We start from the raw sequence: 17,470 nt of genomic DNA on the forward strand, positions 1-17,470 counted from the left end.
GCGACGCCGCAGAGATGCATGAGGAAATTCAGCGCCACCCGCTCGGCCGAAAGCACCGCCCGCGCCGGTCCCGAGACTTTCGCGATGACCGTCCCGGGCGCGAGCCTGTCGCCGTCCTTCACGAAGGCCTCGAAACGGATCGACGGATCCATCAGCCGGAACGCCTCGCGCGCCAGATCGAGCCCGGCCATGACGCCGTGCTCACGCGCATTCAGCTCCGCCGTCGCCTTCATCTCCGGCCCGATCGTCGCCTGGCTGGTGATATCGCCGGCCCGGCCCAGATCCTCGGCAAGGGCCGCGCGCACCTGGTCTTCCACCATCAGGGGGGAGAGGACGGGGAGATAGGAGCTGGTCATGAGCTTGTCCTGTTCAATGTCGAGAGGAAGACGGCGGGATCACGCCGCCGCCGTTTCCGAGAGATCCGCCACGACCTTGTCGGCTTCGGCGAGCGTGATGAAGGTGCGGTGTTTCCAGTTGGCCTTCTGCTCGGGGAAATCGGAGCGGTAGTGGCCGCCGCGGCTTTCTTCGCGAAGATACGCGCCCGTTGCGATGAGCTTGGCGGTCGTGACGATGTTGTGGAAGCGCATGCGGCTGTTTTCGCGCTCCAGCGCCGCGATCTCGCGGATCGCCGCCTTCAGGCCCTCGCCCGTCCTGATGACGCCTACCTGATCGCTCATGATGCGACGCAGGCGCTTCAGGGCGGCGCTGTCCTCGATGGTCACGAGGTCGTCGCTCTCCCCGGCATTCTTGCCCCAGTCGTTAAGCTTCGGCTCCGGCAGCATGCCCTTGATGTTTTCCGCGATGCGGGCAGCGAAGACGACGGCTTCGAGCAGCGAATTGGAGGCAAGGCGGTTCGCGCCATGCACGCCGGTCGAGGTGACTTCGCCGGCGGCCCAGAGGCCGTCGATCGAGGTGCGGCCCTCGGCATCCGTCAGCACGCCGCCCATGTGGTAATGCACGGCGGGCACGACAGGGATCGGCTGGGTGACGGGATCGATACCGGCAGCCTTGCAGGAAGCATAGACCGTCGGGAACATGTCCGGGAAATGCGCGCCCACCGCCTTGGTGCAATCGAGGAAAGCGCCGCGGCCGGCCTGCACTTCGGCAAAGACGCCGCGGGAGACGATATCGCGCGGGGCGAGTTCGGCATCCTCGTGGATATCGAGCATGAAGCGGTGGCCGGCGGAATTGACGAGATACGCGCCATCGCCGCGCAGCGCCTCGGTGGCGAGCGGTGCGGGGTCGCGGCCGATATTGATGGCGGTCGGATGGAACTGCACGAATTCCGGATCGGCGATGATGGCGCCGGCGCGCGCGGCCATGCCGACGCCCTGCCCGCAGGCCTGCCACGGATTGGTTGTGACGGCGAAGAGATGGCCGACGCCGCCCGAGCAGAGCACCACGGCGCGCGCCGGGAAATGCACGCGGTTCTTCGCCTGCCCGGCATCCGGCCGTGCGATGACGCCGGAGATGAAGCGGCCTTCGCGCACCAGCTCTTCAACCACATAGCCTTCCAGCACGCGGATCGACGGCGTGTTGCGCACGGCGGTGATGAGCGCTTCCATGATGGCCTTGCCGGCCATGTCGCCCTTCACGCGCACGATGCGGCGTTCGGAATGGGCGGCCTCGCGCGACAGCATGAGCTTGCCTTCAAGGTCGCGGTCGAAGGGCACGCCGTAGTCGAGCAGGTCGTGAATGCGCGACGGCCCTTCGGAGACCATGAAGCGCGCCATCTTCTCATCGACGATGCCGGCACCGGCTTCCAGCGTGTCGGCGACGTGTTTGTCGAAGGTATCGCCGGGGCTCATGGCCGCCGCGATGCCACCCTGCGCCCAGGCGGACGATGCGCCCTGACCGATCGGCGCCGCGGCGAGGATGGTGACGGGACGCGGCGCGAGTTTCAGGGCGCAGAACAGGCCGGCAAGGCCGCCGCCGACGATGACGATATCGTCGATGCCGTTCCAGGATTGCGGGCGGAAACTGTCAATGGGCATGGTCTTTCCTCCGACACGCCGCTCGGCCTTCCTGCCCGGAAGGCGAGCTGCGGGGCACTCCCGCCCCTTCTCCTCCTGAAACGAGGAGAGCTACTGCTTCAAATTCACCATCCGCTCGACGGCGAGGCGGGCACGATCGGCGATTGCCGGATCGACCAGGACCTCCTCCGTCATGTTCACCAGGCTGTCGAGGATTTTCGGCAGCGTGATGCGCTTCATGTGCGGACAGAGATTGCAGGGCTTAATGAAATCGACGCCGGGAAGTTCGGCCTGGATGTTCGACGCCATCGAGCATTCGGTGACGAGCAGCACACGCGAGGGCCTGTTGTCCTTCACATAGTTGATCATGCCCGAGGTGGAACCGGCGAAATCGCAGACGGCGATGACGTCGGGATGGCATTCCGGATGGCCGATGATCTCGATGCCGGGATGGGCTTCCTTGTAGGACAGGAGCTCGGCCGCCGTGAAGCGCTCATGCACCTCGCAATGGCCCTTCCAGGTCAGGATCTTCTTGTTGGTCTGCTTGGCGACGTTCATCGCCAGATATTCGTCCGGAATGCAGAGAACGGTATCGCTCTCCAGGCTCTCGATGACGGCCAGCACGTTGGACGAGGTGCAGCAGATGTCCGTCTCCGCCTTCACATCCGCCGAGGTGTTGACATAGGTGACGACGGGCACGCCGGGATAGCGCTGCTTCAGCAGGCGCACATCCTCGCCGGTGATCGATTCCGACAGCGAGCAGCCGGCGCGCGAATCCGGGATCAGCACGGTCTTTTCCGGGTTCAAGAGCTTCGAGGTCTCGGCCATGAAATGCACGCCGCACTGGATGATGATCTCGGCATCCACCTTGGTGGCATCGCGGGCGAGCTGCAGCGAGTCGCCGACAATATCGGCGACGCAGTGGAAGATTTCCGGCGTCTGGTAATTGTGTGCCAGGATAACGGCGCCGCGCTCGCGCTTCAGACGGTTGATGGCGGCGACATAGGGCGCATAAACAGGCCATTCGAAGGCGGGGATGAACTGCTTCACCTTCTCGTAAAGGTGCTCCGTCTCGCGGGCGATTTCCGGCGTGAAGGTGAGGTCGGGTTTTTCCAGGACACCGAAGCGCTCGGCGGCAGTGAGCGGACGCGCAGCCTCGGCTTCTGCCGCATGCGGGGCCAGAACGGTCATGGAACCCTCCTCTTCCGCCGGATTCCGGCGGCTTCGCTATTTTGCTCAATTTGAGCATAATAGCCGTAAAACAAAACCGGCATGGGCCGGTGGTTCAGATTTAGAAACTTTTGTGACGCTTTGCAAGAAGCGCCGCCCGAAATCCTTCGGGCGGCGGCGTGATTTCGTCAGGCCATGGCCGGGCGGGCAACGCCCTTTTCCTGGATGGGCCAGTGCACGATGGCCGCGAAGATGCCGAGCGCCACGCCGAGCCACCACACCGGATCGTAGGTGCCGAAATGGTCGTAGAGATAGCCGCCCATCCACACGCCGAGGAACGAGCCGACCTGGTGCGACAGGAAGACGATGCCACCGAGCAGACCGAGATGCTTCGTGCCGAACATGATGGCGACCAGTCCATTGGTCGGCGGCACCGTGGAGAGCCAGAGCAGGCCCATGACGATGGCGAAGATGATGACCGAGGTCGGCGATTTCGGCAGCAGGATGAAGGCCGAAACGGCAACCGAACGGGCGATGTAGATATAGGCGAGGAAATAGGGCTTGGAGTAACGCTGGCCGATGAAACCGGCGGCGAGCGAGCCGATGATGTTGAAGAAGCCGATCAGCGCCAGTGCGATCACGGCGTAACGCGCATCGATGCCGAGGTCGCCGAGATAGGCCGGGAAATGCGCGGTGATGAAAGCGACCTGATAGCCGCAGACGAAGAAGCCGGACACGAGCAACAAATAGCTGCGATGGCCGAGCGCTTCGCGCAGTGCCTCGCCGATCGTCTGCTTGTATTCGTTTGCCGACGTGATGCCTGAGGAGGAATTGCCGCGCAGCGGAATGGCGATGAGCGGCACCAGCAGCATCAGCATGCCGAGATAGACGAGGCTGTCCGACCAGCCATAGGCGCTGATCAGGCCCTGCGACAGCGGCGCAAACAGGAACATGCCGGCAGAGCCTGCCGCCGTGCAGATGCCGAACGCCATAGAGCGCTGCTCGGGCGTGACATTGCGTGCAAAGGACGACAGCAGGATGCCGAAGGAGCCGGAGCCAACGCCGAGACCAACCAACACGCCGCCGCCGATATGCAGCCAGAGCGGCGATGTGCCGAGCGACATGAGGAACAGGCCCAGCGCATAGACGAGGCCCGAGATCAGCAGCACGCGCCAGGTGCCGAACTTGTCGGCGATGGCACCAAAGAACGGCTGGCTGACGCCCCAGGCGAGGTTCTGGAAGGCCATGGCGAGACCGAAAGTCGTGCGGTCCCAGCCGGTATCCTGCAACATCGGCAGCTGGAAGAAGCCCATCGCCGAGCGCGGGCCGAAGGTGAGCACGGCGATCAGCGAGCCGGCGATGATGATGAGCCAGGGCATGGGCCGGCTCGCGGCGGGCGCCGCAACGGTGGATGGGGCGGACATGGGCGTCTCCAAATCAGGTGCGCGAAATTTACGTCGCACTATCAATTAACAAAAGCGAATTTAATTGACCGAGCGATCAGCCTCATTGATGGGATATTTCGATTCAAGCGACCGGCGGATGTGCTTGACGCGGAACGATTTTGGGCGCATCCCACCCTTCGGCGTCACAGGACGCCAATGAAACCCGGATAAGATCAATGGACCCCGACAGTCGACTATCGAGAGCGATGAAGCGACCCGTCCGGTAGCAGCGTTTCGGCTTGCTCCGGATGGCGAGAGCGCCCTCCAAGGAGCAAAGCATGCTGCAGATCTATGCCCGCAAGGCTGACCGTTTTTGCCTGCGCGACATTTCCAATCCCGCCATCGAACAGGCCATCGCGCCTGCCCTCTGGTACGACCTCCTCAACCCGTCGCCGGAAGAGGTAAAGGACGTCGAGGCCGCGCTGCACATTGCCATGCCGACGCGCGAGGAGATGGAGGATATCGAATTGTCCGCCCGCCTCTATCAGGAAGACGGCGCCGCCTTCATGACCATGACGGCGCTGACCAATCTCGACAGCGACGAGCCGGCCAAGACGCCGATCACTTTCATCCTGCGCGGCCCGACGCTGGTGACGGTGCGCCATGCTGACGCAAAGCCCTTCGCCACCTTCTGCGCGCGAGCGCTGCGCGGCAACGGCCACAGCTATGAGAACGGCGAAGACGTCATGCTCGGCGTCATCGAGGCCGTGATCGACCGCATGGCGGATGTGCTGGAGCGGCTGGGCAACGAGATCGACGGTATCTCGCGCGAGGTCTTCCGCAGCAAGAAGGCCTCCTCCACCAAGAAGACACGGAACCTGGAAGCGCTGATCGAACAGCTCGGCCGCAAGGGCGATTTCCTGAGCGGCGTGCGTGAAAGCCTCGTCAGCATCTCGCGCCTCGTCGCCTACCATGCGGCGCTGGAGACGCCGACGCGCAAGCCATCGAAGGAAATCCGCCAGCTGGTGAAGCTCGTGCAACGCGACGCCACCTCGCTCGGCGACCACGCCGCGTTCCTGTCGGGGAAAATCAACTTCCTGCTCGATGCGACGCTCGGCCTGATCAATCTTGAGCAGAACCAGATCATCAAGATCTTCACCGTCGCCTCGGTGGTCTTCCTGCCGCCGACGCTGGTTGCGTCGGCCTATGGCATGAACTTCGAGCTGATGCCCGAGCTGCAATGGCACTTCGGCTATCCCTACGCCGTCGGCCTGATGATTATCTCGGCGCTGATGCCCTATCTCTATTTCAAGCGGCGCGGCTGGGTTTAGGCCCGCACCTTCATCGGCCAGCGCTCGGTGCGCGTCTTCGTCACGCGCACCGTGTCGCCGAGGCGGATTTCGCCTTCGCTGCGCGGCACGGCGTTCCAGCCGAAGAGCACGCCGGGCACGCGACGGTCGGCGGACATGCGCTTTTCGGCGAGGCCCTGGATGGGGTTGCCGCCGATGCGTTCGCCGGTCATCTGGTCCTGCGTGGTCATGATGCAGCGGGCGCAGGGTTTAACGAAATCGAAGACGATGCCGTTGATCTCGATCGCTTCCCAGAGGTCCTCTTCCCATGGATCGTCGCAGGAGACGAGGATGTTGGTGCGGAAGCGATCCATGCCGACGGGCTCCTGGCCCTTGGCGACCAGCGTCCGGTTGAGATCGGCAAGCGAGCCGGTCGTGGTGACGAGGATGGGGAAGCCATCGGCAAAGCCCACGGGGGCCGGCTGGCCTGCCCAGTCCTCCCCCTCGGCGCGGTGCGCCAGCGCGTCCATGTGGACGAGCTTGACCGGGCGCTCGAGCCAGTCGGACAGCACGTCGTTCACCGCTTCGTCGGCGACGGCGGCGTTGACGGGGCTATCCCAGACGGTAACGTCGAGGCGGTCTTCCGGTTCGAAGCTCGCGAAGAGCTGGCGGCCCTCCATTTCGAGATGCAGGCTTTCGCCCACCGCGGTTGCCTCGACGCGGGCCAGCGCCTGCAATTCGCGCTGGGTGATGAAGCGGCCGTCGGGCTCGACGATCATGAAGCGCCGGTCGCCGGCGAGGCCATCGATACGCACCGTGGCGCTTTCGACGGGGATGGCCCGGCCGCTCTTCAGCGGGTGAATGTTGAGGCCCTCGATCTTCATCGGACGTCCCTTCCTTGAAACTTTGATTCAACGCTCTGCCGAAGCGATTCAATCCGGCGGCACAAAAGCATGTTTTCGTTCAGATTTCATCCAGAAGCATGTCGCGGATCACGCGCAGCCGCTGCGTGCGCTCCAAGGCCATGCGGGCGCCTGCCGCCGTCTGAAAACCATCCGCCAGCTTGAACAGCTTCACCTCGAAATGATCGATGGCGAAGGCCTTGTCGTCGAGCGGGCGGTTTTCAGCGAGCGGATCCATGGGATCATAGAGGCCGCTGCCCATGCGGCCGGCAATATAAAAGCAGCGCGCCGCGCCCACCATGCCAATGGCATCGAGCCTATCGGCATCCTGCACGATCTTCGCCTCCAGCGTCTCGGGCGCGATATTGGCGGAGAAGCTGTGGGTGAGGATGGCATGGCTGACGGAGGACACATCCGGATCGCTCCAGCCTTCGGCAGCCAGAAGCGTCGCGGCCTTTTCGGCTGCCAGCCGCGAAGCCTCGGCGCGCAGCGGCGAATTCTTCTCCACGGCCACGCAATCGTGCAACAGCACGGCAGCGGCGAGCAGGCGCGGATCGCCGCCCTCCTCCGCCTGGATGCGCCGGGCGTTCTTCCACACGCGGATGAGATGGGCCGCGTCATGTGAGCCGTCATCGGCCGCGAAGGCCTGCGGCAGCAGGCGCGCGGCAAGCGGTCCCAGGGGCGTGAAGGCAGCGGCGAGGCAGGTGAAGGACATGGGGTATCCGGTGTTGTTGCCCCGAGACCTACCCCGTCATGCTTCCGCGTTCAATTCCGGCTTTTCACCCGTCCCGGACTTTCCCGAGAGGATTTTCTGGTAGAACAGGCCGATGCCGATCAGCACCGCGCCGAGCCCGATGAAGGACAGCGCGCGCAGGATGCCTTCGAGATTGGCCATGTCGATCAGGAAGACCTTCACCACCGCGATCAGCACGAGGCCGGCGGAGGCAAGGCGGATGCTCTTGGAATCGAATTTCGAACCGACCGCCAGCAGAAGCACGCCGAGCAGCAGCCAGACGACCGAATAAGTATAGGTCTCCGACTGGAGGAAGCCCTTCCAATCCGCAATGCCCTCGCCGTGCCAGTAGCGGCGAACCGACAGCGTAACCCAGGCGAAGACCAGCGCAACACTGGAGAGTGCCAGCATGATGACATAGGGCATCGGCCGCCGGTCGCGCGCATACCAGGCAAGGCCGCCATAGGCGATGCCGGGCAGCAGGTAGCCGACGAGCAGCAGGTCGAGCACCGGCCATTTGCCAAGCAGTTCGCCGGTGAAATAGGGATTGAGGCCGATGAAATGAGCGCTCAGCACCGAGAGAACCGAGAGTCCGCCGACGACCATCGATCCGTAGCGGAAGACGGGGCTTGGCGATTTCAGGTCGAGCGACATCATGACGGCGGATGCGCCGATGACGAGCAGCGTATAGGTCGCCTGTTCGCCGAGCGTCGGCACGGAGCTGTCGAGCACGCCGCCATTCATGCCGTGGCGCACGAGGATCGCGGCCGTCAGCAACAGGAAGAGGCTGGCAAGCGCCTGCAGGAGATTGCGGATGCGCTCCCCCGGCCAGCGGCGCAGCTCGAAGGCCGAGAGTGCCAGAAGCGCTGCGGGAATGCCGTAACCGGCGAGAAGCTGGTTGAAGACAGGCGTTTTCGAGAGGTTCGCGGCGCCGACGATGGTCGGCTCCCAGGCGATGCGGCCCGCGACGACAGCGGCGGCACCGGCCATCAGCCAGGGCAGCACCGGCCAGCGGCGCAGGCGGGTGGCGAAGACCGCGATGGTGCCGAGCGCAACAATGCCGAGCGTGGTGGCGAGGCCATCGGTCAGCGCATGGAGCGCGAGAACAAGGAAGGCGAAGCCGCCGGCCGACAGCGTCCATTGCGGAAGGAAGAGGCCGTCCTCCTCGCCTTTTCCGCGCGAAAAGGCTTCCGCGGCGGCAAAGAAGACGAGGCCGAGCAGCGCGGCGAGAAGCCCGTGCTTGGCATCGAAGGAGAGGTTGCCGAAGTTGAAGAAGCTAATGGTCAGGATCGCGAAGGGCACGGCCGGTGCGAGCAAACTCCAGAGGGATGCGAAAGCGCTGGAGCCCGCCATGCGCAGGCGTATCGCCGCAAGGCCGACCGCGGCATAGATAACCGCGAGGATCAGCAGCAGATTGACCGGCACCAGGCCGAGGACCGGCACGGGCAAGGTGCTTTCCGCCATCGGTGGTGCGGGGACCACCCCTTCCACCGCCGGCAGCGCGAGACCGCCGAAACCGTCGATCAGCCCTTGATCCGGCAGACCGACCATCGCCACCACGCCGATGACGGCGGCGACTGCGGAAAGGATCGCCGGATAGATCGCCCAGCCACGCAGGGCGCCGAGGGCGGCAAGGGCCAGGACGACGATGACGAAGGCGTAATCCGCATGGGCGAGTGCCGGGACGGCACTTGCGAGCACCAGCGCCGGGAAGGCCATGGCGAGCGCGCCGGTGACGGATACGGCCGCCGCCGGTGGGGTGAGCAGACGATCCAGTGCATCGGCGGGTTTGGCGTCGGCAGGCGCGGGCAGATCTTCGGTCGTGACATTGCCCGGCCAGATCAGGCCGTGGCCTATGGCAAGCACCAGCATGGCGACCAGCGCCGGCACCACATCGATATTGCTGGCCTGCGAGAGGTAGAGCACCGCCCACAGCGCCATGCCGGCATTGGCGAGCGCCGGCACCACCTGCCAGTGGCGGATGCGCGAGGCGGCGAAGGTGGCGAGCCAGGCGACGATGAGGAAGCCGAACAGGCCCCAGGCGCTCGGCTCTTCCGTCGCAACCAGCGCCGGGGTGAGCATGGAGGCCAAGAGGCCCAGCCCGGCGAGCGCCTGCCCGTGCAGCAGCGAGAGGCCGATGGTGGCGAAGGAGACGGCGGCGAGCAGCACAAAGGCGGTGACCGGGCCGAAATAGCTGTAGAATTCGTAGGAGACATAGGTGACGGCGAAGAGCGTGATGGCTCCGGCAGCCGTCAGCACGCCGGGGATCATGGCGTTTTGGAAGGCATTGGCGATCAGCGGCTGGGCGCGGCGGCGCACGAATTCGCCTGCCGCCATCAGAACCAAGCCGAAAGCAGCGGCCAGCGACAGGCGCACGGCGGGGCTCAGCAATCCGGCCTCGATGGAATATTTCACCATGAAGATGCCGCCGAGCGCCAGCGCAATACCGCCCACCCAGACGGCCCAGCGCGCACCGATGCGGCTTTCGAAACTTTCCTTCGGGCGGGCCGGCGCAGCGGCGGGTGCGGACGCCACCTCTTCCGCCGTTTCGCTCGCGGCAACGGTTTCGGCCGGCACGGTGGAGGTCTCGCCACCGAAGATCGCGCGGCCTGCATCCACCTCGCCGCTTTTTGTCGTCCAGGGGCTCGCGAAATCGGCCGCTACAGGCTCGTCCGTTACCTCCTCCCGCGCGGCTTCAGGTGTTTCGGCAACCGGTTCGGCTTCGGTGGCTGGGATTGCGATGCCGCTCGCCTTCAGCGCCTCGATCTCGCCCTTCAGCCGCATCACCTCTGCGCCGATTTTCTGCGCGCTATTGCGCGAGGCGTTGAGGGTATAGAGCGCGAGGCCAATCGCGACCAAAGAGAGTATTTCGAGCATTGCGTCTCCAGCACGGCACAGTCCGGGCGGCGAGACTACCCGGTTTTATCCAAACGCCAAACGGGGTTACGTTTCAGGCGGGCAATCTCTTCGGAGCCTAGTTCTTTGTTTTCACGCAATTCCGGACGCAAAACCGCTTCGCACTTTTGCTGGAATTGCTTTATCGCATCAGGTTTTCGATGGGGAAGATGGCGCAGGTTTCCGTGCCGTGCGCCAGAAGCTTGCCGTTCTTGTCGCGCAGCCAGGCTTCCGACGTGGCAATGGTGCGGCCGCGATGGATGATTTTCCCCTCGCAGAACACCTCGCCCATGCTGGGCAGCACCGGGCGCACGAGGTTCAGCTTGAATTCGATGGTCGTATAGGCCTCGCCCGGCTTGATGACGGAGAAGACCGCGCAGCCGAGTGCCGAATCCATCACCGTCGCCGTCCAGCCGCCATGCACGGTGCCGAGCGGATTGAGGTGATCGGCGGAGGGCATGCCGGAGAAGACGACGTGGCCGTCCTCCACTTCGGTCATCGAGAAGGCGAGTGTGCGGCACATCGGCGGCGCGGGCAGCGCGCCCGCCAGCATCGCCTGCAAGACCTTCAGGCCGCCGTCGCGCTTCACTACGTCGAGCGGCAGCGTTCCGATGCCGCCGACCGTCAGCCCCGGATAGATTTCCACCGTCATGCATGCGCCTCTTCGGGTTGATCGTTTTTCGGTCCGCCGAGCGCCTTCAGCGCCGCCTGCACGAAGCCCTCGCGGGCATTGGCGAGTTCCAGCCCGCGCGGTTCGCAAACATGGCGGTTGAGGAAGAAGGCCGTCAGGCGGAAGCCATCGGCAAGGGCGGCGGCGTCGGCCGCGTGCCGGCTTTCGTCACCCAGGAAGGCGGGCAGCGCCAGCATCTTGTCGGCCCAGGGTGCGCCGGCGGCGCGTGAGACGGCACGGCCGGATTTCGGCGAGACGTAGCAGAGATCGTCCTTCGCGCCCGTCGCGACACATTCCAGGAGATCGAGCCCGAAGCCGAGATCGTTCAGCACGGCGAGCTCGAAACGGATGAACAGCTCGCCGGCATCGGCCGGCTCGTGCAGATGGCCGAGAATGACGGAGAGCGCTTCATAGAGATGCGGATGCGGATCGCGCTCCGGCAGGAAGCGTAGCAGCGCCGCCATGGCCTGCACGCCATAGACGGCGGTCGCCGTCTCCATCAGCCGGCCGGCGCGCAGTTCGAGCGGCTCGACGCGGAACTCGCCGAGATGCTCGTCGAGCCTTGCCCGCCAGGTGACATCGACGGAATTGCCGGGCTGGAGCACCGGCTGCATGGTCCGTGAACGGCCGCCGCGCACCATGCCGAGATGGCGCCCGCGCTCGCGCGTCATCACCTCGACGATCACGGATGTCTCGCCGTGGCGCCGCACGCCCAGAACGATGGCCTCGTCACTCCATTGCATGATTGAAGCCTTACGCCGTCCGCCGGTTTGCCGCAAGCCGGTGGGCTCCTCCCCGTGCGTCGGAACGACGCGTGGCGCATCGGCAACACCTAAGCCCTTGCCACAGTTTCGCTTTTTTCTCGCCCTGCCCGCGCCGACTTTGCCCCCGAAGACCCGGCCAAGCGCCGCAAAGGCCAGATTTGAACTTCGAAATGACAGGTGCCGTCTTGATGTGTGTGTTCCGTCCGCTTGCCCTTCTCGCCCTTGCCGCAACGCTTACCGGCTGCGCCACGACCACGATGGAGGTGAAGAGGAAAGGGCCGGATCCCATGCATGTCGCCATGTACGGGCCGCATCCCGACGAGCGCTTCCCGCTGCCGGCGATGGATATCAGCCGGGTGAACCCGAGATACTTCCGACAGCAGGTCGCCTATCAGACGATGGAGCCGGCCGGCACCATCGTCATCGATACGCAGAACCGCTTCCTCTATCTCGTGCAGGGTGAAGGCATGGCGATGCGCTATGGCATCGGCGTCGGCAAGGCGGGGCTGGAATTCGAGGGCACGGCGCGCATCGGCCGCAAGGCGGAATGGCCGCGCTGGACGCCCACGCCGACCATGATCAAGCGCGAGCCGGAGCGGAACCTGAAATGGGCCGGCGGCATGGAGCCGGGTCTCACCAATCCGCTCGGCCCGCGTGCGCTTTATCTCCATAAGGACGGCAAGGACACGCTCTTCCGCATCCACGGCACGTCAGAGCCTTGGTCGATCGGCAAGGCCGTATCCAGCGGCTGCGTGCGGTTGTTCAATCAGGATATCATCGATCTCTACAGCCGCGTGCCCACGGGCAGCCGCGTCGTCGTGCTGCAGCACCAGACGCCGGCCAGCGAGACGACGCCGATGGCGGCCGCCGACGGTCTCGTGCCGCCGGCCGCCATTTAGGGATTACCAGGCGTCGGGTTCGCGGACCATGTGCACGATGTTGGCCGGGTTCATGATCCAGCCGCCGCGGAAACCCACGCCCAGATCCTCGACGGCGTCGCAGCGCACGGCGCCGTTCTTCTCCAGATGGCCAAGGGCGCCGGCATGGTCGGGCGTGAAAAGCTCGAGCCAGACTTCGGCCTGGCTGTAATTCGGCGCCTCGTCGATCCACAACCGGTTCGGACCGAGTTCGAAGCCGATGGCCGGCGCTTTCGCCTCGAAGGGCTTCAGGCCGACGACATCGCGATAGAAAGCGACGGTTGCTGCATATTGATGCGTCGGCACCTTCATGGCGATGTTAATGCCGCCTTTGATCTGCGCGCTCATCGCGGCCTCCTCACGTGAAATCCTGCTGCTCGGCGGTGACGACGCCCTTGAGTTCGCTCGGGTAATAGCCGTCACGCAGGTTGATGCCATATTCGACATAGGCCTTCATGCAGGCGAGCATCTGCGACCAGCCCTCGCAGTTCATGTAGGAGGATTTCTGACCGCGGTCGTTGTCGCGCCAGCCGGTCTCGGCGATGGTCACCATCGTGCCGCCATCTTCCAGCGGCTTGAAGCGCATCTCGACGCGGGTCTTGTAAGGCGCCTCGCCCTCCTCGACCATCGCATCCCAGCGAAAGACGATCAGCGCATTTTCCTCCACCTTGTCGACGATGACGGGGGCCATGCCCCACCACGTCACGGTGGTACCCTCGACAAGCGGCGCACTCGCGCCGCCGATCGTCGTGAAATAGCCGCTCAGCTTCTTGGGGTTGACCACCGCATCGAAGACCTCGGCGACCGGCTTGCCGATCCGCCCGTTCACACGAAATTCCAGCGTCATGCCATCCTCCTTGGGGCGCACCGCCCTCCTCCGTCTTGTACCACGTCAAAATATGTTATAAAAACATAACATGTCAAGCGAATCGACTGAAGACGCCGTTTTCAAGGCGCTCGCCAATGGAAAGCGGCGGCAGATGCTGGATGCGATCAAGGTCGCGCCGCTGACCACGGGCGCGCTGTGCGAGAAGTTCCCGGAGATGGATCGCTGCACGGTGATGCAGCATCTGAAGGTGCTGGAAGAGGCGGACCTGATCATTCCCCGCAAAGAGGGCCGCGAACGCTGGAACCACCTCAACGCGTTGCCCATCCAGGCGATCCACGATCGCTGGATCAGCCAGTACGCCAGCCATGCGATGAGCGTGCTTTCGGCGCTGAAGGGCGAACTGGACAGCTAAGGCGCCGCCTTTTCGACGGCGCCTAACCAAAGATCAGACGGCAGCAGCGATGCGACCGATTTCGGCGATGAGGGCATTGCGCTCGTCGCCGGAAATACCGGGCATTTCTACGAAGGCCGAAACGACGATCGCGCCACGTTTCGGCGACCAGGCGACGGCCACGTCATTGGCATTGCCGGCCTTGTCGCCATTCGTACCGGTCTTGTCGCCGGTCATCCAGTCGGCCGGGAAGCCGGCGCGCAGCCGTTTATCGCCCGTCTTGTTCATGACGAGCCAGGCGGCAAGCTGGGCCTTGGAGCGCGGCGAAAGCACATCCGTGAAGATCAGCTTCCGCAATGTTTCGGTCATTGCGACCGGGGTGGTCGTGTCGCGTTCGTCATCAGGCGTTTCATGATAGTTGAGCGTCGGCTCGGTACGGTCGAGACGGGTGATATCGTCGCCGAGACCGCGCAGGAACGCCGTGACCGCCTTGGGGCCACCGGAAGCGCCGAGCAGCAGATTGGCGGCGGCGTTGTCGCTGAGCGTGATCGTCGCCTCGCAGAGTTCGGCAATCGTGATGCCCTTGCCGCCGACGCGCTTTTCGACGACCGGCGCCCAGTCGATGAGATCCGACTTCTTGACGACGATGCGGCGGTCCAGTGCCTCCTCCTTGCGATCGACGCGGGCGAGGATGTGTCCGGCCAGCAGGGCCTTGAAGGTGCTGCACATCAGGAAACGCTCGTCGGCGCGGTGGCCGAGCCGGGCGTTCGTTGCGAGATTATGTATGGCAACGCCGAAGCGTCCCTTGTGGCGCACTTCCAGTTCGGCAAGCTGCTCCTGCGGGCTTCCGCCAGAGGCAGCCCTTGCCATGCCGGCCATGACTGAGACAGCGGGAATGGCAAGGAAAGCACCGGCAATCGCCTGCCGGCGTGAAATCGTCATCGTCATAGGTCAATTTTCCTGTCTTTCAGGCAGCGGAGCGCCCTGCGCCCGGCCCGTTTGAACCCGCCCCTGTCGCGACTATGCGCAAAAGGGCGGGTCAAAACAAACGACGATTTCTGCCGGCAGCCATTAGGAAAACTAGGGCTTATTTCTTCTTCAGCGCCTCGGCGAAAGCCGCACCGAAGGCACCCTGCGCGGGCGCCTGCTGCTTGGGCGCGGCCTGGCTGAATTTCGGCTTCATCTGGGTGTTCCTGTCGTTGCGCGGGGCGTTGTCGCGGGCGGCGGGCGCGCCGCCGTCCTTACGCATGGTCAAGCCGATACGCTTGCGCGGCACGTCGACCTCGGTCACACGCACCTTCACAACGTCGCCGGCCTTCACCACCTCATGCGGGTCCTTGATGAAACGGTCGGCCAGCTGCGAGACATGCACGAGGCCATCCTGATGCACGCCGATATCGACGAAGGCGCCGAAGGCGGCGACGTTTGTGACGGTGCCCTCCAGCAGCATGCCGGGCTTGAGATCCTTGATGTCGTCGATACCATCCGCAAAGGTCGCGGTCTTGAACTCCGGGCGCGGGTCGCGGCCGGGTTTTTCCAGTTCGGCGAGGATGTCCTTGACCGTCGGCAGGCCGAAGCGCTCATCGACAAAGACCTTCGGATCGAGCTGCTTCAGCGCGGCGCTATCCCCCATCAGGGTGCGCACGTCACGGCCGCAGGCGGCGACGATCTTTTTCGCCACGCCATAGGCTTCCGGATGCACCGAGGAGGCGTCGAGCGGCTCCTTACCGTTCGGAATGCGCAGGAAGCCGGCGCATTGTTCGAAGGTGCGCGCGCCGAGGCGGGAGACCTTCATCAGTTCCTTTCGGCTCTCGAAGGGGCCATTGGCATCGCGATGCGCGACGATGGCTTCCGCGGACGATTTGCCAAGGCCGGACACGCGGGCGAGCAGCGGCGCGGAGGCCGTGTTGAGATCGACGCCGACGGCGTTCACCGCATCTTCCACCACCGCATCGAGCGAGCGGGAGAGTTTCCCCTGGTCGACATCGTGCTGGTACTGGCCGACACCGATCGACTTCGGCTCGATCTTCACCAGTTCGGCGAGCGGATCCTGCAGGCGCCGCGCGATGGAGACGGCACCGCGCAGTGAGACGTCGAGGTTGGGGAATTCCGCGGCCGCCGTTTCCGAGGCCGAATAGACCGAGGCGCCGGCTTCCGAGACGATGACCTTGGTGGGCTTTGCGCCCGGCAACTGGGCCAGCATGTCGGCGACCAGCTTTTCCGTCTCGCGGCTGCCCGTGCCGTTGCCGATGGAAATCAGCTCGACCTTGTGCTTGCGGATGAGGCTGGCAAGCTCGGCCTGCGTGCCGCGCACGTCGTTTTTCGGCGGGAACGGATAGACCGTCGTCGTCTCGACCACCTTGCCGGTATTGTCGACGACAGCGACCTTGACGCCGGTGCGGATGCCTGGATCGAGGCCCATCGTGGCGCGCGTGCCGGCGGGGGCAGCGAGTAGCAGGTCCTTGAGATTACGGGCGAAAACGCGGATGGCCTCCTCTTCGGAGCGTTCGCGCATCTCGCGCATCAGGTCGAGCGACAGCGACATGGAGAGCTTGACGCGCCACGTCCAGCCGATGACCTCGGCCAGCCACTTGTCACCCGGCTTCACGCCGACCGCATAGAAGGAGGCGATGATGCGCTCGACGGGCTTGACCGGCTCGGTGCTGTCCTGATCGACGACGATATCGACCGACAGAAATTCCTCGTTCCAGCCGCGCAGCATGGCGAGCGCCCGGTGGCCGGGCACGGTCGCCCAGCGTTCGGTGTGGTCGAAATAGTCGGAAAACTTCGCACCGGCCTCCTGCTTGCCCTCGACCACGCGGGAACGCAAGAAGGCATTGCTTTTCATGTATTCGCGCAGGCGCTTCAGGAGATCGGCGTTTTCCGTCAGTTGCTCGGCGACGATGTCGCGTGCGCCTTCCAGCGCCGCCTTTACATCCGCCACCTCGGACGACAGGAATTTTTCGGCGAGCTCCGCGGGTACCAAAGCGCGGTCGGCGAGTATCTGCTCGGCGAGGGCCCCGAGGCCACGCTCGCGGGCGATCTCCGCCTTGGTGCGGCGCTTCGGCTTGTAGGGCAGGTAGATGTCCTCGAGCTCGGCCTTCGTCATGACGGCGGCGATCTTGCCGGAAAGCTCGTCCGTCAGCTTGCCCTGCCCCGCGATGCTCTCGAGGATCGAGGCGCGGCGGGCTTCCAGCTCGCGCAGATAGGTCAGCCGCTCGGAAAGCGTGCGCAGCTGCGTATCGTCGAGACCGCCGGTCACTTCCTTGCGGTATCGCGCGATGAAGGGCACGGTCGCGCCCTCGTCCAAGAGCCCGACGGCGGCGGAAACCTGCGCGGCGCTCGCCTTGATCTCGGATGCGATCAGGTTTGCGATCTTCTGCGGTGTCGGGGCCATGTCGAACTCCTCTGGGTGGCAGGCGGGGCGGCGACCATAGTGCGCGGCCGCAAACAGGCCAATCGCAGGCGGGACGGGCCATCGCCACGTCCACAACATATATCACGGGCTGCCCCGCCATGCAGAAGTGCATCAGGGTTGAATGGACAAAAACA

Annotated in this window: 15 protein-coding genes and 1 pseudogene; 3 read left to right on the top strand and 13 right to left on the bottom strand. The window is 64.6% G+C overall.

Annotated elements, in window-relative coordinates; all coding sequences use genetic code 11:
• The 4 genes and pseudogenes from ACOZK4_RS11610 to ACOZK4_RS11625 form a co-directional block, all read right to left on the bottom strand.
• A pseudogene (locus tag ACOZK4_RS11610) lies at positions 1-356 on the bottom strand (nicotinate-nucleotide diphosphorylase (carboxylating)); the annotation flags it as partial.
• A gap of 39 nt (positions 357-395) precedes the next feature.
• Positions 396-1,994, bottom strand: a complete 1,599-nt coding sequence (locus ACOZK4_RS11615) for an L-aspartate oxidase (RefSeq protein ID WP_421592023.1) — start codon at positions 1,992-1,994, stop codon at positions 396-398.
• A 90-nt stretch (positions 1,995-2,084) separates the two neighbouring features.
• Complete coding sequence (gene nadA / locus ACOZK4_RS11620; RefSeq protein WP_313522646.1) at positions 2,085-3,164, bottom strand: quinolinate synthase NadA; 1,080 nt, start codon at positions 3,162-3,164, stop codon at positions 2,085-2,087.
• Between the two features lie 167 nt (positions 3,165-3,331).
• Positions 3,332-4,567 carry an MFS transporter gene (locus ACOZK4_RS11625; protein ID WP_421592024.1) on the bottom strand — a complete coding sequence of 412 codons (1,236 nt, stop codon included), beginning with the start codon at positions 4,565-4,567 and terminating at the stop codon, positions 3,332-3,334.
• Positions 4,568-4,866: 299 nt separating this feature from the next.
• Between ACOZK4_RS11625 and corA the strand changes: the two genes are divergently transcribed.
• Complete coding sequence (corA, locus tag ACOZK4_RS11630; protein WP_421592025.1) at positions 4,867-5,859, top strand: magnesium/cobalt transporter CorA; 993 nt, start codon at positions 4,867-4,869, stop codon at positions 5,857-5,859.
• Here the strand turns inward: corA and ACOZK4_RS11635 are convergent.
• The 5 genes from ACOZK4_RS11635 to recO all read right to left on the bottom strand — a co-directional run bounded on the left by ACOZK4_RS11635 (position 5,856) and on the right by recO (position 11,760).
• Positions 5,856-6,701 (bottom strand): MOSC domain-containing protein, encoded by an 846-nt coding sequence (locus ACOZK4_RS11635; RefSeq protein WP_313522652.1) that lies wholly within the window; start codon positions 6,699-6,701, stop codon positions 5,856-5,858. The two genes, corA and ACOZK4_RS11635, sit on opposite strands and share 4 nt — an antisense overlap.
• Before the next feature lie 79 nt (positions 6,702-6,780).
• Positions 6,781-7,434 carry an HD domain-containing protein gene (locus tag ACOZK4_RS11640; RefSeq protein ID WP_313522654.1) on the bottom strand — a complete coding sequence of 218 codons (654 nt, stop codon included), beginning with the start codon at positions 7,432-7,434 and terminating at the stop codon, positions 6,781-6,783.
• A gap of 36 nt (positions 7,435-7,470) precedes the next feature.
• Positions 7,471-10,329, bottom strand: a complete 2,859-nt coding sequence (locus ACOZK4_RS11645) for a DUF2339 domain-containing protein (RefSeq protein ID WP_421592026.1) — start codon at positions 10,327-10,329, stop codon at positions 7,471-7,473.
• A 160-nt stretch (positions 10,330-10,489) separates the two neighbouring features.
• The gene (locus ACOZK4_RS11650) at positions 10,490-10,999 is read right to left on the bottom strand and encodes a PaaI family thioesterase (protein ID WP_421592027.1); all 510 of its coding nucleotides are present in this window, start codon (positions 10,997-10,999) and stop codon (positions 10,490-10,492) included.
• Positions 10,996-11,760 carry a DNA repair protein RecO gene (gene recO / locus ACOZK4_RS11655; RefSeq protein WP_117369295.1) on the bottom strand — a complete coding sequence of 255 codons (765 nt, stop codon included), beginning with the start codon at positions 11,758-11,760 and terminating at the stop codon, positions 10,996-10,998. Before recO ends, ACOZK4_RS11650 begins: the two co-directional genes overlap by 4 nt.
• Positions 11,761-11,969: 209 nt before the next feature.
• On the opposite strand from recO, the gene ACOZK4_RS11660 reads away from it, so the two are divergent.
• Positions 11,970-12,680: a L,D-transpeptidase gene (locus ACOZK4_RS11660; protein WP_421592028.1), complete on the top strand. Its 711-nt coding sequence runs from the start codon at positions 11,970-11,972 to the stop codon at positions 12,678-12,680.
• 3 nt (positions 12,681-12,683) lie between these two features.
• Here ACOZK4_RS11660 and ACOZK4_RS11665 read toward each other — a convergent pair whose 3' ends face one another.
• A complete protein-coding gene (locus ACOZK4_RS11665) occupies positions 12,684-13,046 on the bottom strand; it encodes a hypothetical protein (protein WP_421592029.1) in 363 nt (120 codons plus the stop codon).
• A 10-nt stretch (positions 13,047-13,056) separates the two neighbouring features.
• Positions 13,057-13,545, bottom strand: coding sequence for an SRPBCC domain-containing protein (locus tag ACOZK4_RS11670; protein ID WP_421592030.1), 489 nt, complete (start codon positions 13,543-13,545; stop codon positions 13,057-13,059).
• Between the two features lie 70 nt (positions 13,546-13,615).
• Between ACOZK4_RS11670 and ACOZK4_RS11675 the strand changes: the two genes are divergently transcribed.
• Positions 13,616-13,939: an ArsR/SmtB family transcription factor gene (locus ACOZK4_RS11675; RefSeq protein ID WP_421592031.1), complete on the top strand. Its 324-nt coding sequence runs from the start codon at positions 13,616-13,618 to the stop codon at positions 13,937-13,939.
• Positions 13,940-13,972: 33 nt separating this feature from the next.
• Here ACOZK4_RS11675 and bla read toward each other — a convergent pair whose 3' ends face one another.
• Both bla and ACOZK4_RS11685 read right to left on the bottom strand, forming a co-directional pair.
• Positions 13,973-14,866, bottom strand: a complete 894-nt coding sequence (gene bla, locus ACOZK4_RS11680; RefSeq protein WP_421592032.1) for a BKC/GPC family carbapenem-hydrolyzing class A beta-lactamase — start codon at positions 14,864-14,866, stop codon at positions 13,973-13,975.
• 139 nt (positions 14,867-15,005) lie between these two features.
• Positions 15,006-17,315, bottom strand: a complete 2,310-nt coding sequence (locus ACOZK4_RS11685; RefSeq protein WP_421592033.1) for a Tex family protein — start codon at positions 17,313-17,315, stop codon at positions 15,006-15,008.
• Between the last annotated feature and the right edge of the window lie 155 nt (positions 17,316-17,470).

The sequence above is a fragment of the Shinella sp. M27 genome (assembly GCF_049199905.1).
Taxonomy (GTDB): domain Bacteria; phylum Pseudomonadota; class Alphaproteobacteria; order Rhizobiales; family Rhizobiaceae; genus Shinella.